The 23,812-nt window shown below is 34.3% G+C and carries 18 protein-coding genes; 9 read left to right on the forward strand and 9 right to left on the reverse strand.

Annotated elements, in window-relative coordinates; genetic code table 11:
• The first annotated feature begins 20 nt into the window (after nt 1-20).
• A complete protein-coding gene (locus MPR_RS05875) occupies nt 21-2,417 on the forward strand; it encodes an alpha-ketoacid dehydrogenase subunit alpha/beta (RefSeq protein ID WP_041890197.1) in 2,397 nt (798 codons plus the stop codon).
• A gap of 238 nt (nt 2,418-2,655) precedes the next feature.
• Nucleotides 2,656-3,921, forward strand: coding sequence for a cysteate-C-fatty acyltransferase (gene capB, locus MPR_RS05880; protein WP_006259382.1), 1,266 nt, complete (start codon nt 2,656-2,658; stop codon nt 3,919-3,921).
• A gap of 61 nt (nt 3,922-3,982) precedes the next feature.
• Here capB and punC read toward each other — a convergent pair whose 3' ends face one another.
• The 4 genes from punC to MPR_RS05900 form a co-directional block, all read right to left on the reverse strand.
• Nucleotides 3,983-5,158, reverse strand: a complete 1,176-nt coding sequence (gene punC / locus MPR_RS05885) for a purine nucleoside transporter PunC (RefSeq protein ID WP_006259381.1) — start codon at nt 5,156-5,158, stop codon at nt 3,983-3,985.
• A gap of 181 nt (nt 5,159-5,339) precedes the next feature.
• Nucleotides 5,340-6,002: a chloramphenicol acetyltransferase gene (locus MPR_RS05890; protein WP_041890199.1), complete on the reverse strand. Its 663-nt coding sequence runs from the start codon at nt 6,000-6,002 to the stop codon at nt 5,340-5,342.
• A 6-nt stretch (nt 6,003-6,008) separates the two neighbouring features.
• Nucleotides 6,009-6,788, reverse strand: a complete 780-nt coding sequence (locus tag MPR_RS05895; protein WP_041890202.1) for an enhanced serine sensitivity protein SseB — start codon at nt 6,786-6,788, stop codon at nt 6,009-6,011.
• A 118-nt stretch (nt 6,789-6,906) separates the two neighbouring features.
• Entirely contained in the window at nt 6,907-7,998 is a 1,092-nt protein-coding gene (locus tag MPR_RS05900) for a M42 family metallopeptidase (RefSeq protein ID WP_006265030.1), read from the reverse strand.
• Nucleotides 7,999-8,079: 81 nt separating this feature from the next.
• On the opposite strand from MPR_RS05900, the gene MPR_RS05905 reads away from it, so the two are divergent.
• The 5 genes from MPR_RS05905 (at nt 8,080) to MPR_RS05925 (ending at nt 13,139) form a co-directional block, all read left to right on the forward strand.
• Nucleotides 8,080-8,775: a DUF4294 domain-containing protein gene (locus tag MPR_RS05905; protein WP_041890208.1), complete on the forward strand. Its 696-nt coding sequence runs from the start codon at nt 8,080-8,082 to the stop codon at nt 8,773-8,775.
• A gap of 47 nt (nt 8,776-8,822) precedes the next feature.
• On the forward strand, nt 8,823-9,908 hold the full coding sequence (gene dnaX / locus MPR_RS05910) for a DNA polymerase III subunit gamma/tau (RefSeq protein ID WP_041890210.1): 1,086 nt from the start codon (nt 8,823-8,825) through the stop codon (nt 9,906-9,908).
• 71 nt (nt 9,909-9,979) lie between these two features.
• Nucleotides 9,980-10,711 (forward strand): hypothetical protein, encoded by a 732-nt coding sequence (locus MPR_RS05915; RefSeq protein ID WP_041890212.1) that lies wholly within the window; start codon nt 9,980-9,982, stop codon nt 10,709-10,711.
• Between the two features lie 40 nt (nt 10,712-10,751).
• The gene (locus tag MPR_RS05920; protein WP_041890215.1) at nt 10,752-11,582 is read left to right on the forward strand and encodes a CvfB family protein; all 831 of its coding nucleotides are present in this window, start codon (nt 10,752-10,754) and stop codon (nt 11,580-11,582) included.
• 648 nt (nt 11,583-12,230) lie between these two features.
• A complete protein-coding gene (locus tag MPR_RS05925) occupies nt 12,231-13,139 on the forward strand; it encodes a helix-turn-helix transcriptional regulator (protein ID WP_041890220.1) in 909 nt (302 codons plus the stop codon).
• Nucleotides 13,140-13,338: 199 nt separating this feature from the next.
• Here MPR_RS05925 and MPR_RS05930 read toward each other — a convergent pair whose 3' ends face one another.
• From MPR_RS05930 to MPR_RS05950, 5 genes are all read right to left on the reverse strand, one after another.
• The gene (locus MPR_RS05930; RefSeq protein ID WP_235280589.1) at nt 13,339-14,715 is read right to left on the reverse strand and encodes a RagB/SusD family nutrient uptake outer membrane protein; all 1,377 of its coding nucleotides are present in this window, start codon (nt 14,713-14,715) and stop codon (nt 13,339-13,341) included.
• 10 nt (nt 14,716-14,725) lie between these two features.
• On the reverse strand, nt 14,726-17,773 hold the full coding sequence (locus MPR_RS05935) for a SusC/RagA family TonB-linked outer membrane protein (RefSeq protein WP_041890226.1): 3,048 nt from the start codon (nt 17,771-17,773) through the stop codon (nt 14,726-14,728).
• Nucleotides 17,774-18,067: 294 nt separating this feature from the next.
• The gene (locus MPR_RS05940; RefSeq protein WP_041890228.1) at nt 18,068-19,429 is read right to left on the reverse strand and encodes a sensor histidine kinase; all 1,362 of its coding nucleotides are present in this window, start codon (nt 19,427-19,429) and stop codon (nt 18,068-18,070) included.
• Nucleotides 19,430-19,594: 165 nt separating this feature from the next.
• Nucleotides 19,595-20,269 carry a response regulator transcription factor gene (locus tag MPR_RS05945; protein WP_006259369.1) on the reverse strand — a complete coding sequence of 225 codons (675 nt, stop codon included), beginning with the start codon at nt 20,267-20,269 and terminating at the stop codon, nt 19,595-19,597.
• A 652-nt stretch (nt 20,270-20,921) separates the two neighbouring features.
• Entirely contained in the window at nt 20,922-21,485 is a 564-nt protein-coding gene (locus MPR_RS05950; protein ID WP_041890231.1) for a hypothetical protein, read from the reverse strand.
• Between the two features lie 351 nt (nt 21,486-21,836).
• Between MPR_RS05950 and MPR_RS05955 the strand changes: the two genes are divergently transcribed.
• Entirely contained in the window at nt 21,837-22,367 is a 531-nt protein-coding gene (locus tag MPR_RS05955) for a hypothetical protein (RefSeq protein WP_041895212.1), read from the forward strand.
• A gap of 330 nt (nt 22,368-22,697) precedes the next feature.
• Nucleotides 22,698-23,807: a sensor histidine kinase gene (locus MPR_RS05960; RefSeq protein WP_041890234.1), complete on the forward strand. Its 1,110-nt coding sequence runs from the start codon at nt 22,698-22,700 to the stop codon at nt 23,805-23,807.
• Nucleotides 23,808-23,812: the final 5 nt, after the last annotated feature.

Here is a 23,812-nt window from a genome sequence, read left to right on the forward strand (position 1 = left end):
GTAAATTAGTGTATTTTACAATGAGTCAAAAAGAAACAAAAACGGCTCTTTCTTACGATGATTTTAAGAAAGAAGTAATTCAAGATTATAAGATTGCGAAACTAAGTAGAGAATGTAGTTTACTTGGTAGACGTGAAGTGCTTACAGGAAAAGCGAAGTTTGGAATTTTTGGAGATGGAAAAGAGGTGCCACAGTTAGCTATGGCGAAGGCTTTTCAGAATGGAGACTTTAGATCTGGATATTACCGCGATCAGACTTTTATGATGGCGATAGGACAATTGACAGTAGAACAATTTTTTGCAGGACTTTTTGGACATGCTGATTTAGAGAATGATCCGATGTCTGGAGGTCGTCAGATGGGAGGGCACTTCGCTACTCACAGCTTAGACGAGAACGGAAATTGGAAAAAATTAGTTGACCAAAAAAACTCAAGTGCAGATATATCACCTACAGCTGGGCAAATGCCTAGATTATTAGGATTAGCTCAAGCTTCTAAATTTTATAGAGAGTTTGCAGATGCTGATAAAGAAGGAAACTTCTCTGTAAATGGTAATGAGGTAGCATGGGGTACGATAGGTAATGCTTCTACTTCAGAAGGATTATTCTTCGAGACAATCAATGCTGCTGGGGTATTGCAAGTACCTATGGTAATGAATGTGTGGGATGACCAATACGGTATCTCTGTACACGCAAAATACCAAACTACAAAAGAGAATATCTCTGAGATATTAAAAGGATTCCAAAGAGATGAACATGGTAAAGGATACGAAATTCTACGTGTAAAAGGATGGGATTATGTAGCTTTAGTAGATACTTATAACCAAGCTTCTAAAATAGCTAGAGAAGAACACGTACCTGTATTAGTACACGTACAAGAGTTAACTCAACCTCAAGGACACTCTACATCGGGTTCTCATGAGAGATATAAGAGTCCAGAGCGTTTAGCTTGGGAAGTAGAGCACGACTGTATCGTTCAGATGAGAAACTGGATGATAACTTCTGATATTGCTACTGCGGAAGAGTTAGATGAGCTAGATAAACAACTTAAAAAAGAAGTACTAGAAGGCAAAAAAGCAGCTTGGAAAGCTTATGTAGATCCAATCATCGCTGAGCGTAATGAATTAGTAGCTTTATTAGGTACTGTAGCTGCATCTAGTGCAAATAGAGTGTTTATAGAGAAAATGGCTAATGATTTAGCTGGTATTAAAGAGCCAATCAGAAGAGATGTAATCACTACAGCTCGTAAGGTACTGAGAATGGTGATTAAAGAACCAGGTAAAGGTGCATTAGTGCAGTATATCGATGATTTCTTCGCTAAGAACCAACCTAGATATAGCTCTCACCTAATGACGGGTACAGCTACGGCTATTGAAGAGGTATTGCCTACTTATGATGCAGATGCTACAGAAGTAGATGCTCGTGTAGTACTAAGAGATAACTTCGATACTATCTTAGAAAATCATAAAAATGTGATGATCTTCGGAGAGGATTCTGGTAATATTGGTGACGTAAACCAAGGATTAGAAGGACTTCAAGAGAAACATGGATTAAATAGAGTAACAGATACTGGTATTAGAGAGGCTACTATCTTAGGTCAAGGTATCGGTATGGCAATGCGTGGGCTAAGACCTATCGCTGAGATTCAGTACTTAGATTACTTATTATATGCTATCCAAATCATGAGTGATGATTTAGCTACTCTTCAATATAGAACAGTAGGTCGTCAAAAAGCTCCATTGATTGTTAGAACACGTGGTCATAGATTAGAAGGTATCTGGCATTCAGGATCTCCTATGGGGATGATTATTAATGCAATCAGAGGAATGCATGTATTAGTTCCAAGAGATATGACGAAGGCTGCAGGATTCTACAATACTTTATTAGAGAGTGATGAGCCTGCTTTATTAATCGAGTGTCTTAATGGATACCGCTTAAAAGAGAAAATGCCTAATAACTTAGGGCAGTTTAAAACTCCTATCGGTGTAGTAGAGACAATCAAAGAAGGAAAAGATATGACAATCGTATCTTATGGTTCTACACTAAGAATCATAGAGCAAGCTGCAAAAGAGTTGTTAGAAGTAGGAATAGATGTTGAGATTATAGATGCTCAGTCTTTATTGCCATTTGACTTGAACCACGATATCGTGAAGAGTCTTGCTAAAACAAATCGCTTGTTAGTTGTAGATGAAGATGTGCCAGGAGGTGCTTCTGCTTATATCCTTCAAAAAGTGTTAGAAGAACAAAAAGGATACCGTCACTTAGATAGCGATCCTCAGACATTGACTTCTAAAGCACACAGACCTGCTTATGGTACAGACGGAGATTACTTCTCTAAGCCATCATCAGAAGATGTTTTTGAAAAAGTTTATGCAATGATGAATGAGGTAAACCCTAATTTATATCCTGCATTATATTAAAAATATGAAGTAAAAACCTCCCATGTTGGGAGGTTTTTATTTTAAAAACACTTTTCATCAGATGTTTTGTGAAAAAAACGGTCATTTTGTTCGCGTTTTTATATTGAGATATTATATGTAAAATGCATTTAATACTATCACAGTTAGAGGGGTTTCGGTTCAAATAGTTCCCTATTTATTATGAAAGCATACAAAATATCATTATTTTTGCAATTGTTTTTTTAAACATAGTTATATTATGGTAAACGATTTATTTGACAGAATACAGAAAAATAAAGGGCCTTTAGGAAAATGGGCATCTCAAGCAGAAGGATATTATGTGTTTCCTAAGCTAGAGGGACCTTTGTCAAATCGTATGATGTTTCATGGAAAAGAAGTTATTAACTGGAGTATCAATGATTATTTAGGTTTATCTAATCACCCAGAAGTTAGAAAAGTAGATGCTGAAGCAGCTGCTGAATATGGAGCAGCTTATCCAATGGGTGCTCGTATGATGTCTGGACATACTACAATGCACGAGCAATTACAAAATGAATTAGCAGCATTCGTACAAAAAGAAGCAGCATATTTATTAAACTTTGGTTACCAAGGGATGGTTTCTATCATCGACGCTTTAGTAACGAAGAATGATGTAATCGTATATGACGTAGATTCTCACGCTTGTATTATTGACGGTGTTCGTTTACATATGGGTAAACGTTTTACTTATAAACACAATGATATTGAAAGTATCGAAAAGAACTTAGAGAGAGCAACTAAAATGGCTGAAACTACAGGTGGAGGTATCTTAGTGATCACTGAGGGAGTATTCGGTATGAGAGGTCAACAAGGTAAATTAAAAGAAATAGTAGCTCTTAAGGAGAAATACAACTTCCGTTTATTAGTTGATGATGCTCATGGATTCGGTACTTTAGGTGCTACAGGAGCTGGAGCAGGTGAGGAGCAAGGATGTCAAGATGGTATCGATGTATACTTCTCTACTTTTGCTAAGTCTATGGCTTCTATCGGAGCTTTCGTGGCAGCAGATAAAGATATTATTGATTATTTAAAATATAATTTACGTTCTCAAATGTTCGCAAAATCATTACCAATGATTTTCACTAAAGGAGCATTAAAACGTTTAGAGCTTTTAAGAACTAATCCTGAGTTAAAAGCGAAGTTATGGGAGAATGTTAACTTACTTCAGAATGGATTAAAAGACAGAGGATTCAACATCGGTGATACAAATACTTGTGTTACTCCTGTGTACTTAGAAGGAAGTATTCCTGAGGCAATGGTGATGGTAAATGACTTGAGAGAGAACTACAATATTTTCTTATCAATCGTTGTTTATCCAGTTATTCCTAAAGGAATTATCTTATTGAGAATGATTCCTACAGCGACTCATACTAAAGAGGATATCGATGAGACATTAAAAGCTTATGAAGCTATCCGTGAGAAGTTAGAGAATGGTACTTACAAACAAATTGCAGAAGCAACTACTGTAGATGTATCTAACGCATAATATGTAGATAGAAGATATAAAAAAAGGAACCTAAATATTTAGGTTCCTTTTTTTGTGTCTATTATTTTGAACTTTTTGTCAATCGGTAGGCTATGTATATTAATGGAATAGTTCCGGTCATAACTAATACAGTAGTAAATAAAGCGTCTTCTGTAAATAGAGAAACTATTGAACTAGCGATAAAACACATTCCTAATTGAATAGTGTTTTGCAGAGCAGCTGCTTTACCTGAGTTATTAGGATATAGCTTTAAAGCTTCTGAAACTACAATAGGGTATGATGCTCCATTGACAAAAGCCATTAAACAAAACGGGATTAATAAGGTAGTCAGGGTAGGAGTAGTAAACACTGCTAATGCAGTAAGTGAACTAATAGCGATAACAAATAATGCTATAAAGAAAGGCATTAATACGTCTCCATTTACTCTAGAAGATAATGTTCTGTATCCGAAACCACCTACTAAGAAGGCAATAGTCTGAGGTACGAAACTAAAGCCTATTTCGCTTTCATTGTATCCCATTTCTTTTAAGAAGAAAGGTGATCCTGTCAGCCATGCAAAGAAGGCAGCAGAGCACAATGCATAGATAAGTACATTACCAACGTATTTTTTTGACTTAAGTATTTCGAAATAAGAAATACTCTTTGCTTCAACTTGTACTGTTTCTTCTACTTTCTTTTCTTCTTTTATGGTGAATGTGTATAAAATCAGAAGAACAGATATAATTGCTAATGTGATAAAGATAGATCTCCATCCGAAATGATCTAATAAGTATACTCCTAATAAAGGCGCTAGAGCGGGTGATAAGGCTACCAAAGGCATAATAGATGCAAATACTTTATTCGTCTCGCTAGAAGGATATTTCTCTATAACTAGGGCTTGCCAGCTAACAGCAGCAGCACATACTCCGATAGCTTGTATTAGTCTTAATACGATAAAGGCAATTACGCTATCTGTAAAGAAAATAGCCAAAGAAGAAATAGTGAATATACTAAGACCTATTATAATGGTTTTTGGTTTACCGACTTTGTCAGAGATTGGACCCCACATTAATTGTGCGATAGCGTATCCAGCAAGGAATAAACTCAATGTGGCGCTAATATTACTTTTAGTGGTGTCAAGGTCTATACGCATCTTGTCAAATGCTGGTAAGTACATATCTGTTGCTAAAAAACCTATGATACTTAACCCTACTAGATATACTAAAAAGAAAAAACTATTCTTATGTTGTTGTGGCATATATTAAAAATTTTAGAATCGGCAAAAGTACACTAATTATATACGCGACAAGAGGTTTATTTATCTAAGTAGGATAAATTAACAGGGGGAAAAGGATGGGTGAGAGAGTAGTTGGTTGATAATGAGGTTGATTGAGGTCGAAGGAAAATAAAAAAAGGATTACCTCTTGTAGAGATAATCCTTATAATATCCAGTTTCTAGCATTATTCGCGATATCTTGTATGTCTTGTAAGAACATGGAAGTGTGATATCCGTCTGCTATAGCATGATTGACATAAATAGATAATGGTATTAAAACCTTATCATGCTCTTGATAATATTTGCCAAAACGAATAATTGGCTTTAAAAAATCAGAGTCATGAGAAGTATCTTGACTAATGCTCTCGAAGCTAATCCAGGGTACGCAAGAGATGGGAACAAAATTAGCAGGTAGACCTTCTTTTATCTTTATTCCTTTTACATCTTTGTACTTCTCAATATCAGAGAGGATATTGTGGTGAAAAGCTTTAAACTCATCAGCGTGTTCACTCCATAAATCAGAAAATGTTTTGTCATCTTCGTGGAAGAGTGTGTATTGAGGAGCTAAAAAATTCCATGTGCCTAATTGCCCTTCATGTATACAAGTACGAAGCTCTTCACTGTTATTAAGTGCTTTCATTATAATATAGAGAAAGGTAGGAAAGAACTTGTATCCTTTACTTTTGTATAGACTGAATACTTCTGTAATGTCTATTTTAATACTTATCGTATATTTTGTTTTCAGAATATTTCGGTAATATTCATAGTAAGGAGTTCTGTTCCATGACTCTAAGTCAATAGGAGAGAATTTAGCTTCCTTAATCATTGTTTGTTATTTTGTGTAGAAAGGAGTAGCGTGATTATAGAAATAATCGCTAAAGTTTCCATTCTTTTCTAATTTAATGATATCTATATATTCCTCTTTCGTTAAATGAGGTTTACAGAAGTTAGATATTAAATCTGCTACTTCTTTAAAATCAGTTAATTCTTTAGCGCACTCTATCGCGAATACATAATGAGCATTTTTGTCTAAGATCTCATTAAATGTCCAACCGATATAAGCTGCGTTAATAAGTTCGTGCTCAGAAAAGGCAGTTTTTAACTCTTCTAATAAAACAGTAGGTTCAGTCTCTGGAGCTCCTATTTTTACATTCATCTGAGCTTTTAATACAGGGCTACTTAAGGTGTTGAATATACTACCGTTCAGCATTTCTGCTATTTCTTCTACGACTAATTCTTTGTATACTTTAGAAAAAGGATTGACAATGATAGTAGCTCCTAGTGTCATTTCTAAGAAGTCATTTCCTCTTACTTTCATATAATCCATTTCTTGATGTATAGCACTACTATCGTATATTCTATCTGGATGTGTAAATACAGGAATACAGTTGTTCTCAAAAGCAATAATAGGAGGTGTAGGATCCATGCTACCATCAGTCTTACCTTCTAAAGCTCCTTTTTCAACGAGCACATAAATATCATCTTTTAAAAAACGATTGTAAAATACAATTCTATATTCTGGATTAGTACCTGCTTGCTCAATGATTTGTGCAAGAGTCAAATTTGTATTTAGTTTTGCAACTGCATTTTTGTTGCGATTGTAATTGGACATTATCTAAATGTATTTTTATTCAAAGATAGAGGATTTAATCATATACCTTTGATTTGTTTGTATAAAATTGGTAGATAATTCATAAAAAAATAAGGCAGCGAATGGCTGCCTTACTATATTATTTAAAGTACGAAAAAGTTTCGTTGTTCTCTATTTTAAGTAGTGTTTCGTAGATTAGCTTGATTGTGTTTTCAACATCATCTCTGTGAACCATTTCTACTGTAGTATGCATATATCTTAAAGGAAGAGAGATAAGTGCTGAAGCAACACCTCCATTGCTATAAGCAAAAGCGTCTGTATCTGTACCAGTCACTCTACTCATGGCATTGCGTTGGAAAGGAATATTGTTATGTTCAGCTGTTTCTTCGATTAGCTCTCTTAAGTTATTTTGGATAGCAGGAGCATATCCTACTACAGGACCTCTACCAATCTTATTATCACCTTCAATATTCTTGTCTACCATCGGTGTGTTAGAATCATGACAAACATCTGTTACGATAGCTACATTAGGTTTGATAGTTTGCGTGATCATTTCAGCTCCTCTTAAACCTACTTCTTCTTGAACAGCATTTACGATATAAAGTCCAAAAGGAAGTGTCTTGTTATTCTCCTTTAATAAACGAGCTACTTGTGCAATCATAAAACCACCCATTCTGTTGTCAATAGCACGACATACGAAACGATTGTTGTTTAAGATAGTGAAAGTATCAGGATATGTAATCACACAACCTACATGTACTCCTAATGCTTCTACTTCAGCCTTAGAGTCACATCCTAGGTCAATAAAGTTTGTTTCTATTTTTGGAGATTCTTCTTTTCCAGCTCTATTTCTGATGTGGATAGCAGGCCATCCGAATACACCTTCTACAATTCCTTTTTTAGTATGGATATGTACACGTTTAGAAGGGGCGATCATGTGATCACTACCACCATTTCTAACTACATGAATAAAACCTTCTTCAGTGATATACTTAACGTACCAAGAGATTTCGTCAGCGTGTCCTTCTATCACAACTTTATAAGGAGCATCAGGATTGATTATTCCAACAGCAGTGCCATAAGTATCTGTAATAAAAGTGTCTACATAAGGTTTTAGATATTCCATCCAAGTCTTTTGGTTATTTGACTCATGTCCAGTCGGAGATGGGTTATTTAAATATGTTTCTAAAAAAGCTAGTGAACTGTCATCTAGAATTGTCTTTGTACTCATGATTTTATTTTTTTGCTAATTTACCTAATACTATTATTATTACTCAACAAAAAGAGATAATTTTGGAGTATAATTTAGGTTATGAAAAAGCTTTTAGTAATTAGTTTTGTGTTTTTTGTGCAATACCTTATTGCGCAAGATAAAAAGCTAGTTGAAGTACCAGAGATACCGCATGAAATCATTATAGAAGGAGATACTATACAGGAATATACTATTCCTGAGATTTATATTGGGGTGGATATTAAAGATGAGAAGTATCGACGTGATATGATTATTCTGCGCAATAGATTGCGTAGAGTATATCCTTATGCAAAGGCTACAGCAGAGAATCTAGTGATTCTGAATGCAAACCTAGCTAAGATGACTAGTAATAGTGATAAGCGTAAGTATATAAAACGCTCTCAGAAATATCTAGAAGAACAGTTTACAGCGAGATTAAAGAAATTGTCTCGTAATGATGGAAAAGTGTTGATTAAGCTTATTGATCGTCAGACAGGACAGACTGTATATAAATTGATTAAGGAGTTTAAAAGTGGTTGGAAGGCTTTTTGGTCTAATACTGCCGCCCGAACATTCAGTTTGGATTTGAAGTCGGAGTATCATCCTGAACTTTATTTGGATGACTTTTATATAGAAGTACAATTACAGTATTTGTTTTATACTTTTGAGTTAGAAAGCAGAGAGCCTCATAGACCTATTCACTTAAATGAACTTAGAAAACAGTGGTCAAACAAGATAGATAAAGATGAGTTTTTCCCTGCTGAGTTAAGAGAATAATTTCTGTATTCTAAAAAATAAACTACCTTTGCGATAATAAGAGACCTATGGAACAATTTATCGTATCTGCCCGAAAATATAGACCCCAAACATTTAGAGATGTAGTAGGCCAACAAGCTATTACAAGTACTCTAGTTAATGCTATTGAGAGTAATCACTTAGCACAAGCTTTGTTATTTACAGGGCCTAGAGGAGTAGGTAAGACGACATGTGCTCGTATTTTAGCTAGAAAGATAAACCAAGAGGGATATGATGATCCGAATGAGGACTTTGCATTTAATGTATTTGAATTAGATGCTGCGTCTAATAACTCAGTGGATGATATCAGAAGTCTTATTGATCAAGTGCGTATACCACCACAGACTGGAAAGTATAAGGTGTATATTATAGATGAGGTGCATATGCTGTCTTCTGCAGCGTTTAATGCTTTCTTAAAAACATTAGAAGAACCACCTCGTCATGCTATTTTTATATTAGCAACTACTGAGAAACACAAGATCATACCAACTATCTTATCTAGATGTCAGATATTTGATTTTAAACGAATCACTATTGCTGATGCAGCTAATCACTTAGCAGAGGTTGCTAGAAGTCAAGGAATCAACTTTGAGGATGATGCCTTGCGTATTATAGCACAGAAAGCTGATGGTGCTATGCGTGATGCATTGTCTATTTTTGATAGAGTTGTTTCTTATTGTGGTAGAAACTTAACAAGACAAGCTGTTGCTGAAAACCTTAATGTATTAGACTTCGAATATTATATTCGTATCACTGATTTTGTTTTACAGAATAATATTCCTGCATTATTACTAGCGTATAATGATATCTTATCTAAAGGATTTGATGGACATCATTTTGTTTCTGGATTAGCTTCTCACTTTAGAGATTTGATGGTTTGTAAAACACCTGAGACAATCAATCTATTAGAGATAGGAGATCATGGTAAACAATTGTTTTACAATCAATCACAACAAACATCGATGCCTTTCTTGTTACAAGCAATAGAGATAGCGAACGATTGTGATCTGAAGTACAAATCAAGTCAAAACCAGAGATTACTAGTAGAATTGTGTCTTATGCAGTTAGCGTCTTTATCTTTTGAAGGCGAAAAAAAAAAGATAAACAATTTATAATACCGGCTTTAGCGCTTAAAGAATTACTTCATAATAGACAATTAACAAGTAATTTAGATGAGTTAAATGCTTTGGCAAGTGTAAGTAAAAATACACCTATACAAGAGGTAAATAGTATTCACCAATCAGGTCAAAATATACAAGTGCCTAATAATGCACCTGTAGTAGAGCAAGGTGGTTATACTCAAAGTGTAAATCATCAATATGATAATACGGTGGCTCCTCAAGGAGTTCAAACTGTTGAGTCAAATCATCTAGTACAACCTCAGGAAAGTGAGTCATTAAATAATCAGTCACTAAATATAGAAAGCAATACTAATCCTATAACAGAACAACCTAAAAGGGCTTCTGCCTTATCGTTGACTAGTATTCGAAATAGAAAAGAGTTAGCTTCATCTTTAGAGAAAGTTGTAATTAACCCTGATGACTTACCTAAACAGGCTTTTACTTATGATCAGTTAATGGGAGAGTGGAACTATTATATAGATCGTTTGACTAGATCAGGATTAATGCTAATGGCTTCTTTAATGCGAATGGCTCAACCAACTTTGTTTGAAGCCCGTATTGAATTAGAATTGCCAAATGAGGGTTCTAAATTGAGTTTTGAAGAGAATAAGTATGACTTGGTTAATTATCTTCGCAAAAAATTACAGAACTTTGCTATCGAATTAAATATTACTGTAAACGAAGAGATTAAGCTAGTTAAGAGAGTATTAGATTCAAAAGATAAGTACCAACACTTTATAGAGATTAACCCTGAAGTAGAGGTGTTAAAGGATATTTTTGACTTAGAATTAAAGTAAAAGTGGGTTTAAGCTCACAATATAAAAGATATATAAGAATATGATAAAAATAGGAGATGATAATAAATTAAAGGTTGCTCGTTTAGCGGGTATTGGACTTTATTTAACAGATGGTGAAACAGATATTCTTTTACCTAGTAAATACGAACCTGAGAATATTAGAGTTGGAGATGAGATGATTGTCTTTGTTTACTTAGATCAAGAAGAAAGACTAGTAGCAACTACTTTAGAGCCTAATATTTATGTAAATGAATTTGCTTTATTAAAAGTGAACTACATTAATGAATATGGAGCCTTTATGGATATGGGGTTAGAAAAGGATTTGTTCGTTCCATTTAGAGAACAAGCACGTCCTATGAAAGAAGGGAATAGATATCTGATCTATATGTATCTTGATGATCAAAGTAAACGATTGGTAGGTTCTAGTAAATTAAAACAGTTTGTCGATAATAAAGATATTACTGTTGTAGAAGGAGAGGAAGTAGAACTAGTCGTATCTCATATCACTGATTTAGGTATAAATGTGATTATCAATGAAAAACACGCAGGTCTTATGTATAAGAATGAAGTGTTTGAAGAGTTGCATACAGGAGATCGTATCATTGGATATATTAAATCTATTCGTCCTGATGGAAAAATAGACGTTAGTAGAAACAAATTAGGTTTTGATGGAGTAGTAGATAGTGCTACAATTATTATTAGAGAACTAGAGCACAACAGAGGTTTTTTAGGGCTAAATGATAATAGTCATCCAGAAGATATCAAGACAGTCCTAAATATGAGTAAAAAGACCTTTAAAAAGGCAATAGGAACTCTTTATAAAGAGAAGAAGATAGAGATAAAAGAAGATGGTATTTATCTAGTGAGATAGTATCTGAGTGAGATAGTATAAGAAGGAGTCATGGGTAAAGTGGCTCCTTTTTTTGTACCTGTATATTGTGGTTAGTAGTTTCTTTACTCAATAAATTACTTGCTTTACTTTTTTTTAGATTATGAAGATTGGTAAATTAATATGTTTGTAATGTTCTTTTAGATGAGCGAATTGTTTTTTAATTAGGAGTGAACATTGTATAGAAGTATCATTACTATCAACCATACTTAGTATAGAGCATGCGTATTATGAGTTGTATAACTTGTGATGCAAGAGAATAACTATTTCTAGTATAGTGTTGGCTAACTGAGAATTTAGAGTGTCCCCATGGCGTCTGTTTTAGAAATAGACGCTATTTTTTTTAAAAGAAACAATCAATTAATTTGAATATTACTACTATTTATTGCTTTATATTCATATTAAAGTATAAGTAAATTAACTCATAATTAATAAATACTTCAATTCTAGTAAAACTAGTACTAGTAAGCTTAACTAAGAAAAAACACAGCTTCACCCAATTTTTTTATACCTTCTATTATATAGAATTACTTTTGTATCCCAATTAGATAGTTTTTTTTATTAAAGAAAAAAGCTAATTTAGTTATTTATAAAAAACACAACTATCACTTAATTTTAATTGGGGTTAAAATGAAGAAATTACGCTATTATTTTTTGGTATTAAATTACCTTAATCAAAATCATTACCCTTCGCGGGAAAAGCTTTTAGAGTACTTAGCAAGTTATGATATTGATATTAGTGAACGTACACTGTATCGCGCACTTAGTGACTTGTCTACAGAATTTGGGGTAGAGGTATCACTGGATAATGCTAAAAAAGGGTATTATATTGCTCCAAAGTATTTAGCAAGAGCAAATCAAGTTTTATTACATTTAAAGGATCTGGTTACTACAGATATATTAAATTCAAGTAATGGTTCTAAAACATCAGCTTCTACTTATATAGATCCTGCATCTAAAAAAGGAGTATTGCCGATAGATACGATTAGAATGATCTATACAGCAATGACTAAGAATCAAAAAATATCTTTTACTTATACTAATCAGTTAGATGGTGAGCCACATCGAGTAAAGATAGCACCAATATTATTTAAAGAATTTGAAGATACATGGTATGTTGTTGCTTTAGAGGATAATGAGTACCGTACCTACTTTTTAGATACTATAGCTGATGTGATGATTGAGAACGAACGTTTTAAAGGGTGTTCAGAGTCAGCTAGAACTAAGTTTAGTGAGATTATTGGTTTAAACTTTACTAATCAAGATGTTCACGAAGTAGTCCTTTCATTTGATAAGAGTCAAAGAGGTGTATTAAACTCTTGTCCACTTCATGCTACTCAAGTGATTACGGAAAGCGTATGTGGAGAACGAGTTTTGGCAACTTTATTAGTAAAACCAAATTATGAGTTAAAGCAACAAATCATGAAGTTTGGTAAATATGTGAAAGTAGTGTCACCGGAAAGACTTAAAGAAGAAGTTATTGAAGAATTGCGTTTTGCCTTAGAGCAACACCAAGACGAATATATAAAAATACATTAGTTTGGGGGAATTAATGTAGAAGTTGTAACTGTATATGATAAGTTATTATTAAGTCAAAATATACAGATACAACGGTTAGTTTGTTTCGAAAACAATAGCAGGTGGGGGCCTGCTATTGTTGATTTATACTTTAGAGTATAAATCAAGGTTTATTGTAAATGAAAAAGGCTATTCTTAAACAGAATAGCCTTTTTTAGTATTAGTATTTTAATGCTGGATTAGCTTGTACTTCTTTTTGTGGAATAGGTAGCTGATAGTATTCATCAAAAGCACTAATTGTCGTGTTATCAGTATCTACTGCTAGATCACGAGGATCTCTTTCTAATGGCATACCTAATCTCTTTAAATCAAAATAGCGATGTCCTTCAAAGGATAGCTCTAAGAAACGCTCTTGTAGTACATCCTGTATCGTCACAGTAGTAAAGTGAGTATTATCTTTAATTCTATTATCTCTAAGTGTATTAAGATCATTAGTAGCACTGGCATTGTTACCTAGCTTTAGATATGCTTCTGCGCGTATAAGGTACATTTCACTGATGCGAAATACTTTGTAATCATTAATACGATCGTTGAATGCACTACCATCGTATTTACTAATGACAGCATCATCTTCTATACCGAAGAAGTGTTCATATCTTCTGTCATTTGCTGAGTCAAATTGATCTCTTAGTTTCTGTGAAGCATAGTACAATGTTTTTCCATTACTGAAGTCATACCAGAATATGTTAGGTCTAATGTTGTCATCATTGTTGCGTTTCAGTTTAAAAATAACCTCAGCATTAGAAGTGTCCTCCCATATTCCTTCAAACTCTTTTGCCGTTGCTAGTGGATATTTATTAATTAGCATAGTACTATATCTTTCTGCTTTTGTATAGTCATGCGCATATAGTGCCACACGTGCAGTTAATGCTAAGATAGCATCTTGACTTAAGCGAATAGTTGTATCTTTATTAATATACTGTTCTGCTTCTACTAGATCGTTCTCTAGTTGTTTATAGAAGTCTTGTATTGTTTGTTTACCTGGCTTCTCATATACATCAGAACTTGTTTTATAAGGGACCGTATAAGCTGTCATTCCTAAATATTCAGACTGTCCAAACATACGGTGTAGTTCGAAGTGTATTAAAGCTCTTAGGCCGTGTAATTCACTCTTTAGTTGCTTTAGTTTTTCTACTTCAGCCACATTGTTAGTAGGTACTTTATGGATGTTTTCTAGTAGTGTGTTAATCTTGTACACGCTGTGGTAGTAATCTATCCATATCTGTTGTAGAAGATCGTCATCTGCGCTAAAAGTCCATCGGTTAAGATTGACAGCATAAGAGTTTACCCCAGCATTGCCAGGAGCTAATTTACAATCATCTGCCATGATCGAACCGATTAAGGTATTGTATTCTAAGTTTAGCTCTGTATAAGCTCCTAACACTCCAAACTCAAATTGCTTAACCGAACTGTAAATGTGTTCTTCATTTACAGCATCTTTTGGGTCTATATCTAGCATACTATCACAACTCTGGAAACTAATAGCTCCTAATGCTAAGCATAGTATTGCACTGATTTTATATAAGGTTGTTTTCATTGACATTACTTTAAAAAATTACTTTTACACCTGCTGTGATAGTACGTGGTAGTGGGTATTCATATTGGTACCAGTTGTTGTCATCTTCAGGATCTTGTCCTTTGAAGTTTGTCCAAGTCAATAGGTTTTGCCCTTGAGCGAATATATTGACCTCTTTCACTATTTTATTCCATTTACCGAAGTCTTTAAATCTATAGTTTACACTTAAGTTTCTAAGTTTTAAATAATCTGCTTTTTGTAGTTCTCTATCAGTCATATAACGAGCATATTTTGCACTAGGATTATCGCTGACATCACCAGGGTTTTGCCACATATCTAACATACTTGTAGACTGGTTATAGATACGGTAAGTTTGGTCTGCGGATGTTCTGTAAAATTCTCCTGTATTAAGTCTATACATTCCTTTAATAAAAGAGAATAAAGCACTTACTTCTAAGTTTTTGTATTTAAAGTTAGTTGTAAACCCTCCTTTGATAGCGGGGTCAAACCCTCCTTTTACTAATACAGCATTATCAGGATCATAAGTAGTCGTGATATTACCTTCTTTGTCATAATAGAGTGGAGCACCTGTCTGCTGATCTACACCAGCCCATTTCACCATATAGAAATGTCCTATTTGCTTGCCGACTTGATGGATAGAGTAGTCCTCTGTGATGATTTCATCCTCATCTCCTAAGCTCAAGATCTTATTCTTGTTATAAGCAAAGTTTACTCCTAAGTTAAAAGTGAAGTCTCCACTTTTTACCACATCTCGAGAAAGTTTTAACTCAATACCACGGTTTCGGATTTTACCCATATTATCAGCTATGGATTCAAACCCCGATGTACTAGAAAGAGATCTATCTAAGAATAAATCACTCGTAATACGGTTATAGAAGTCTATTTCTCCAATTAATCTATTTTCAAATAAACCGAACTCTAACCCTAAGTCTAGAATTTTATTCATCTCCCAGTTGTACTGATTGTTCCCTGGCGTTATAGGGTTAAGCGCAGTACCTCCGTTGTATTGGCCAGGACCATAAAGACGGCGGTATCCGAAGTCACTAGCGAAGCCATTAGCATTACCTGTTAATCCATAACTAGCGCGTAAACGTGCCATAGAGATAACATCTATATTCTGCATAAAGTCTTCTGTTTTCATATTCCAACTACCTCCCACAGCATAGAAGTACTTATATCTGTTGTTACGAGGTACACGTGATGAGCCATCTCTTCTTAAGCTCGTAGACAACGTAAATCTATTCTCATAAGAATATCTCACTAAAGCAACTTGAGAAAGTAATAAGTTCTCAGAAGCTCTACCTTCTATCTTAGGAATGAAGTCATTCTCAGGTGTACCTGGTGTGATACCACCTGCGGTATGGTCTAACCCATCTATTAACCCATATCCTGTAAAGCCGTGATAGTTATACTTCTGTCTATTCATCTCCATTAAGGCTATCGCTTCTATCTCGTGAGCATCCCATCTGTATTTATAGTTAGCCCCGAAATTAGCCATTAGCCCTATGTTAGTCTGATCACCTTGACTATACATTCCTTTACCCCCTTCTTCTACTAGGTCTCCGAAGTACGTATCAGGTTTGATGATATGTGTATTACTTAGTTTGGTATAATCAACCCCTAGTGTACTAGTCAGTTTAAAGTCATCTGTAATATCAAAAGCAAAGTTACCTGCTAACACACCTTTCTGCTGTTTTTCTCTTCGGCTAACATCGTTATACATCGCTAAAGCATTTGTACCAAATCTATTCGTACCAGGATTAAGCTTTCCATCTTCATCATACGGATTCTCATAAGGTAACGCGAAGTACATAGAAGCTACAGGATTTGTCTCACTTACATCAAAATCAGACTCCGAAGTTTGACTATTAATATTCGCTAAGTTGATAAAGAAGTTAGTGCTTAATCTACCAGACTTATGGTGAATATTACTATTCACATTGAACTTTTCTATACCAGAGTTGTATAATACCCCATCTTGTTTGAAGTAGTTTAATGAAGTATAGTGTTGAGTCTTATCATCGCCCCCTTGGAAGCTTAAGTTATGAGATTGATTAATTCCTCTTCTCATTAACTTCTTTTTCCAATCAATATTAGTCTGTCTAATCTCTGCTAATCGTCTATCTCCTTCTATATAATCAACATCTGTCTTAGCTACTTGTACTCCATTTACTGTCTTATAAGGGTTGTTTCTAGAATATGCCCATCCCGGTAAGTCTTGGTCTTGAAGCATTTCTTCGAACTGAAGACGTTGGTTCGTATTCATCATATCCCATTTACTGTTATTAGCTTCAGAATACCCGTATTGAGTTTGATAAGTCACCCTTAATCCATCAGAGTCATGTGCCCCTTTCTTAGAAGTGATTACGATTACCCCATTAGCTCCTCTAGAACCATACTGAGCAGTAGCCGCCGCATCTTTTAGAACAGTGATATCTTCAAAGTCTTCAGGATTCAGAGCAGAGAATGTAGCAGGAGAGATAGGCATTCCATTCAATACATAAAGAGGATTTGTGTTCTCATCCTGAAGAGAACCGATACCGCGGATAGTCACCCTACCAGGAGTACCAGGTTGCCCAGAAGGAGAAGCTACATATAATCCAGGTACTTGTCCTTGTAAGGCTTGATCCATAGAACTCACTTGTGATTTATTGATCGCTTGAGCTTCTATTTTACTGACAGCTCCTGTTGTTTTAGAACGAGACTGTTTAGTATATCCTGTTACGACAATTCCTTCTAATAAATTATCCTCTACATCTAAGTCTATAAATGAAGGATAATCTCCCACCTTTATCGTGATTTCTTTATCTGTATATCCGATATAAGTTAGGCGTAGTTTTATCTCTTTTAAGTCTGTATTGTCTAATTCGAACTGTCCATTGTCTAAAGTAATATCTACTTTATCATTTGTAATGTCTTCGATAGTCACGCCAGGTAGCGGAATTAGCGTTTCCGCATCTCTCACCACGATAGGTGCTTTTTTATCCTGTGCATAGCTAGTCACTGTCGCTGACAGTACTAAAGCTAGGGATAACAATGATCTTTTAGTGATATGCATAAAATAAATTCTTGTCTATTTTTTTACTTTCTTTTTAACAAGGCAAACTTATTTCATGATAATTAGGACGGTCTTAAAGAGATATGAATAGGGGATTAAAAGGAGATTAGAAAATTTTAATGTGAGATTAAGGTTAACAGTTTTCATCTGATGTTTAATAGTTAAATATTCTTAGAGAGTCTAACAAGCTCCTTCAACAAACAACTCCACAACATCACAAAAAAAACAGCGAGTATAAAATCTTATACTCGCTGTTAGGTTGAATTATAATTTAGATAATGATTGAGATGACTACTATTGATGCAGTTTCGGAATCATTAAGGTTACTTTAGTACCTACTGTTAGTTCTGATTCTATGGTCAATGTGCCTTTGTGTAATTGTACTATTTTAGAAGCTAACGATAGACCTAGACCAGTTCCTTTTATCCCGAATGCATTACTAGAACGGTAAAAAGGAAGAAATAGTTTGTCTAGATCCTCTTTTTTTATCCCAATGCCTTTATCTTCTACTATAATGATGATATTGTGGGTATCAGTATCCAGTGTTACCTCTACAGGCTCATTGTGAGAAAACTTGTTTGCATTCAGTATAATATTAGAAAGGGCTAGTTCTAATAAGTTGCCATTGCCATTAAAGAATAGCTCGTGTAAGTCTTCTTCTGTGCTGATGGTCAGGTTTAGGTTTAAGTCTTTCTGAGCTGCTATAAGGTGGTCTATCATCGTCCACCAGAACTCCTCAAAAGCATGTTTATGTAACGGATACACAGAACTGTCTAGTTGTGATAATGCCAACAGATTATTGATCATCTGATCTATGTGTATCGCATCGTTCACTACCCCTTGCAGCACCTTTACATACTCCTGTTCTGTTCTGCTCTGACGTAGCGCTATCTCAGCATTTCCCATAAGAGAGGCGATAGGCGTTTTTAGCTCATGTGAAGCATGAGACACGAATGCCTGTTGGTTGTCAAAGGATTCTTGTACTCGATTAAAGAGATCATTAATAGTCTCGCTTAACGTACGTATCTCGTCTTTAGACATATCCTGTGTAGGGATGGGCTGAAATAAAGTATTTATATTCTTCTTCGCGAAGTACTTATTAATTCTGGTAATCGGGATTAGAAAATAACCAGCGAATAAACGCGAGAGGAAAAATGTAATAAGCAAGGCAATTACTAGACTGATCAGCATAACCGTTCTTAACTGTTGTAATGCTGCTACTCCTTTTTCATTAGTTGCCTTAGCCATCACGATAAAGTCCCCAGAATTATCTCTATAGAAAATACCTACCACGTACTCCTGATCAAGTTTAAAGTATATCTTTTTTTTTGCAATAACTTCCTCTAATATCTTTTTATCCCATTTAAGATCCCCTTCTTCTATAAAGGTTGGATCTAGATTAATGTCATAGATTCTTATTTTCTCTAAAGGTAATGTACGAGGATATTTGCGCAAGACTTCATCGAACTCTGCCTTGGTGAAGTTGTCTTCTGCTAGATAGTTATGGCCTACTGTGAAGGCGCGATCTTCTAATTGTTTAAAGAAGGTATTTTGCCAATGGCTAGATACTACAAAATAGACTGCAATTAGCACTCCTAATAAGAGTATTGCAAATAAGCCAGAGAACTGTAGTGAAAGTCTATTGCGTATTTTCATTATTCTGTTTTTTTGTGAAATAGTCTTTTTGTGAAATCGTTTTTTTGTGATGTTGTGAAATCGTTTAGGCTATTGTATCAATCATTAGGCTATTACATCATCTAAGTACATTATGCTCGTAGGGCAATACTGTAAACCGTTAACCGTTAACTGAAAACCAAAAGCCTATTCATCCTTCAGTATATACCCCATACCGATAACTGTATGTATCAGTTGTGTATTATACTCTTTGTCTATTTTGCGTCTCACATAATTGACATACACATCGATGAGGTTCGTCCCTCTATCGAAGCCGATACCCCAGACCGCTTCAGCTATCTGTGTTCTCGTTAATACCCTATTCTTATTCACTAAGAAATACTCTAGTAAGGTATATTCTTTTTGGGTTAAAACGATTTCTTTATTTGCTCTCGTAACCGTCTTTTTATACGTATTCATGATTAGATCCGCAGCTTTATACTCTAGAGTAGGCATAGCCATTGTATTACGACGGGTCAGTGCCTTTATTCTCAGTAATAATTCTTCAAAGTGAAAGGGTTTTGTCAGGTAGTCATCTGCCCCCATATTAAATCCTTTGACCTTATCATTTAGCGTAGATAATGCCGTCAGCATGAGGATAGGAATATCTCCTTTGTATTTTTTTATTTGTTGACAGATTTCGAATCCGTTCATATAGGGAAGAATAACATCTAGAATAATCAAATCAAACTCTTGTTCCATCGCTAGTTGTAATCCTATCATCCCATCGTAGGCAAAAGCCACCTGATGTTGGCTCTCCTCTAGACCTTTTCTAATGAAGTTAGATACACTTACTTCGTCTTCTATTAAAAGTATGTTCATAGCTTTGATTTTATTGCAAAACTAAATCATAAATCAAGCCATTTTTTAGGATTAGAGAAATTTAATGTTAGATGAAGTATATCTATTTTAATAGATTTAGAGCAGAGTATAGCTTATGAAAATTCTAAATATGAGAATATTTTAACCGCTATAAATTTTAAAAATAGGACAAATCACAGTTGTTAAAAATATTAACATTTAGGCGTTTTTTAGTGATTTACAGCACGCGACAAAGCCAGTGATAGCAAGGTTTTCGGGAGGGTTGTTTGGACGTTGTTCGGGAGTTCTTTGCAAAGTGTTCGGAAAAAGGGGGTGTTTTCCGAACACCTTCCGAACAAACCATAACGGAGACCGCATGAATACTCGATTCGCAGTGAATTAGTACCGTTAAAAAACTTGTTAAAATTTTGAAATTGAGATTTTGAAAGCTGTGATTTGTGCTTTCTTTTTGGTGAGATGTACCAGACTTAGAATAGAAGAATATTCTCAATAATAGCCATTGAGTCAAAGCCTTTACTATAGACAAAGGTAGTAAAAAAATAGATAGGAGAAAAGAGGGTGTAGGAGGTAGGGGAGATAGATAACTATATACAATAAAAGGATGCACATTGTGTGCATCCTTTTATTGTATATAGTGATTGGTTATAATCGATTAGAATTTAGTGGTTTGTTTAAATTTATTAAGGAGTTGAGAGAAGTTAGGCTCTGATATGGTTTTGACAGGTGCGATAACTCTAAACTCAGAATCAGAGAAGTATCTACATAATAATAGATAGATAACTTTTCCTTTCTCATCATAATCCATTAATAGTTGCATTGGTCTATCATCAGCTTTAGGTTCATTAATTATTTTGTCCCATTCTTCGTTTTCATACATTTCGATAATACGCATATCTCTAGGACCATACGGTTCTGTACCACGAGGAGGATTAGCAAACTTAGTAGTTCCGATATTGACTATTTTACCACCTGTTTTTTTGTTGTAAAAATCCGAACCAGATGCTAGTGTGTAAAGGATCGCTATTAAACCTAGAACAATAGCAGCGATGCGAACTAACCATCCGTGCATAATAATACCTGGATAAATAACAAGAACTATACATGCTATAATGACAAGGATTCCAAGGATTAATTTAGGATAGTTAGTGCGTAACTCATAAGTTTCTTTATCTAGACGGTAGTAATCACCTAGATTTGATAGCTGATTTTCATTCATATTTTTAAAATTAAATAAATATAATATATTTATTTTGTTAAAATTATAAATAATGATTGTTTTGTGCAATTTTATTATAGTTTGAGATGAAATAATTGATTAGATAGTGAAGGGTTGGTTGATATGGTCATAAACTAGGAGTCAGTATTGACTAAATGTTTAAAAACTAATTCTGCTTCATGGTTCTCTTATTACACTATGCTTGAATGTAGTTATAGTCTATTTGGTATATTTCTATTCATTTTACTTTTTTTAGATTTAATATCAATGTTATCAGAATGTTATGTTTTTGGTTGGGAGTGTTTTGATACCTTTAAATTGATTAATTTTAAGGTAACCAATACAACTACTATGAATGAGTTTTTACGTTATCGATTTCTGATAGATTCAGGAGTTGATGTGCTTTTTAAGCATGAGATAAATGGCTTAAGGCATACTTATAACTTTTCGGATGATTACTTTCGTTTTTTGTTAGTTAGTAGTCATACTGCTTTGATGAGAACTGTTGCTTCAGTGTCTTTCTTTACTTTTACTACTACAGATCATGTATTGTCTATTCAGGAGATGAATGAGGACTCTATCTTCTCTTCGTATATCTTTATTATAGGGAGATGGGATGAGCATACATTGATAGGGGAGTTGTTAATAGGGGAGCATAAAGGGGCTATTGTTCTATTAGATGAGAATCAATACTGTGATATTGATAGTGTAGAAGAACTTTTGGAAGATATAGATTTAGATATAGAGTATATCCTACAAGATGATATACAGACATTAACAGCATTATTATCAGATGAGGTGGGTGTTATTAGGTTATTAGATTATTCTTTTATAGAGTTTTTTGAGAATAGGTTAGTAGGTCTGACAGAACTGAGGTGTTAGGGTTAGAAGCATCTTTTTAATTAAATAATTTGTTTTGTTTCATTTTACCGAAGGTAGTATAGCTAGTGGATGTTATACTACTTTTTTTGTTATTATATCTTTAGTATATTGTAGACTGTTATTTGTGGAAATCTCTGCTGATTTTGTTTAATTGTGCTTTTTTCTTAGTAATTGCATGGTTTTTGAAAATTAAAATGGGTAATATAGATAAAGAATACAAGTAGGTATAGTATTTTTCCGTTTCAAGTAGGTATATATCATTTTGAGTAAGGTATGGTTCTAAATATGGAAATATAAATTTACTTTTGTTATAGAATTTAATTAAGGAAGATGGCGACTAAGAAAGTAAAAGAGGAATCACTGTTTTTAAAACACTATCGATTAATGGTAGTGCCATTGGTATTTTTACTTTATTTATTCTCTCATTTTTTACTTAATCCTTATGATGCAGATTGGTTCAGAATGGATGTAGAGGAGATGTGGGAGTCTGCCTTTGTTCTTTTTCTATACTGTATGGCCATCACAGAGGTGAGTCTCTGGTTGAGTAGAGCTTTGAATAAGTTTTTGCCTTGGGATAAGCAGCCTGTGATGCGTGTAGTAGTACAGTTCTTCTTACTACTTATTTTTATCTTTACAGTATATTTTGCTATTAATTTTGTGTATGTTTATCTGTCTCCTTATGAGTCTTTTGAATTAATAGATTTAGAGGCAAAGATAGATTTATGGCAGTCATTAATCATTAGTTTAAATACAGGGATTTTTATCAGTGCTATTCACACAGGCTATTTTTTGATTAATAATTGGAAAAAGTCCATGGTGGATGCTGCAGAGCTTAAATTAAAAGCAGAACAACTAGAACGTATCGCTAGTCAGTCAGAGTTAGAATCACTAAAGATGCAACTAGACCCTCATTTTTTATTTAATAACTTCAGTACACTATCTGAGTTAGTAATAGAAGATCAGGATATCGCTGTTAAGTTTATAGATCACTTATCGCTAGTATATCGTTATATGCTATCTAATGTTAGAAAGAACACCATCAGTCTGTTAGAAGAGTTGACTTTCGTAGAGTCTTATTTTTACTTAATCAAAGAAAGAATGGGGGCGAAAGTACAGTTAAATATAAATGTGCAAGAGGAAGATAAGAAAAACTTCTATGTGGCACCTATCGCTATACAGTTATTAGTAGAGAATGCTGTGAAGCACAATAGTGCTTCTAAAGAGAGTCCTCTGAGAATAGATATTTATGTAGAAGAGGATTACGTAGTGATTCAAAATAATATACAAGAGCTAGTCGTGACTCTACCTTCTTCTAAAGTAGGGTTGACGAATATAAAGGAACGCTATCGTCTGCTAAGTAAGCACAAGGTTCTTATTCAGAAAACGGATAAAGATTTTGTGGTAAGATTGCCTTTGTTACTTAATAAGAATGACAAATAATCAGA

The organism is Myroides profundi, from assembly GCF_000833025.1.
In the GTDB taxonomy this organism is placed as follows: domain Bacteria; phylum Bacteroidota; class Bacteroidia; order Flavobacteriales; family Flavobacteriaceae; genus Flavobacterium; species Flavobacterium profundi_A.

Coding starts and splice junctions, on each gene's coding strand:
- MPR_RS05875 (WP_041890197.1), top strand. CDS start 21: ATGAGTCAAAAAGAAACAAAAACGGCTCTTTCTTACGATGATTTTAAG.
- capB (WP_006259382.1), top strand. CDS start 2,656: ATGGTAAACGATTTATTTGACAGAATACAGAAAAATAAAGGGCCTTTA.
- punC (WP_006259381.1), bottom strand. CDS start 5,158: ATGCCACAACAACATAAGAATAGTTTTTTCTTTTTAGTATATCTAGTA.
- MPR_RS05890 (WP_041890199.1), bottom strand. CDS start 6,002: ATGATTAAGGAAGCTAAATTCTCTCCTATTGACTTAGAGTCATGGAAC.
- MPR_RS05895 (WP_041890202.1), bottom strand. CDS start 6,788: ATGTCCAATTACAATCGCAACAAAAATGCAGTTGCAAAACTAAATACA.
- MPR_RS05900 (WP_006265030.1), bottom strand. CDS start 7,998: ATGAGTACAAAGACAATTCTAGATGACAGTTCACTAGCTTTTTTAGAA.
- MPR_RS05905 (WP_041890208.1), top strand. CDS start 8,080: ATGAAAAAGCTTTTAGTAATTAGTTTTGTGTTTTTTGTGCAATACCTT.
- dnaX (WP_041890210.1), top strand. CDS start 8,823: ATGGAACAATTTATCGTATCTGCCCGAAAATATAGACCCCAAACATTT.
- MPR_RS05920 (WP_041890215.1), top strand. CDS start 10,752: ATGATAAAAATAGGAGATGATAATAAATTAAAGGTTGCTCGTTTAGCG.
- MPR_RS05925 (WP_041890220.1), top strand. CDS start 12,231: ATGAAGAAATTACGCTATTATTTTTTGGTATTAAATTACCTTAATCAA.
- MPR_RS05930 (WP_235280589.1), bottom strand. CDS start 14,715: ATGAAAACAACCTTATATAAAATCAGTGCAATACTATGCTTAGCATTA.
- MPR_RS05935 (WP_041890226.1), bottom strand. CDS start 17,773: ATGCATATCACTAAAAGATCATTGTTATCCCTAGCTTTAGTACTGTCA.
- MPR_RS05940 (WP_041890228.1), bottom strand. CDS start 19,429: ATGAAAATACGCAATAGACTTTCACTACAGTTCTCTGGCTTATTTGCA.
- MPR_RS05945 (WP_006259369.1), bottom strand. CDS start 20,269: ATGAACATACTTTTAATAGAAGACGAAGTAAGTGTATCTAACTTCATT.
- MPR_RS05950 (WP_041890231.1), bottom strand. CDS start 21,485: ATGAATGAAAATCAGCTATCAAATCTAGGTGATTACTACCGTCTAGAT.
- MPR_RS05955 (WP_041895212.1), top strand. CDS start 21,837: ATGAATGAGTTTTTACGTTATCGATTTCTGATAGATTCAGGAGTTGAT.
- MPR_RS05960 (WP_041890234.1), top strand. CDS start 22,698: ATGGCGACTAAGAAAGTAAAAGAGGAATCACTGTTTTTAAAACACTAT.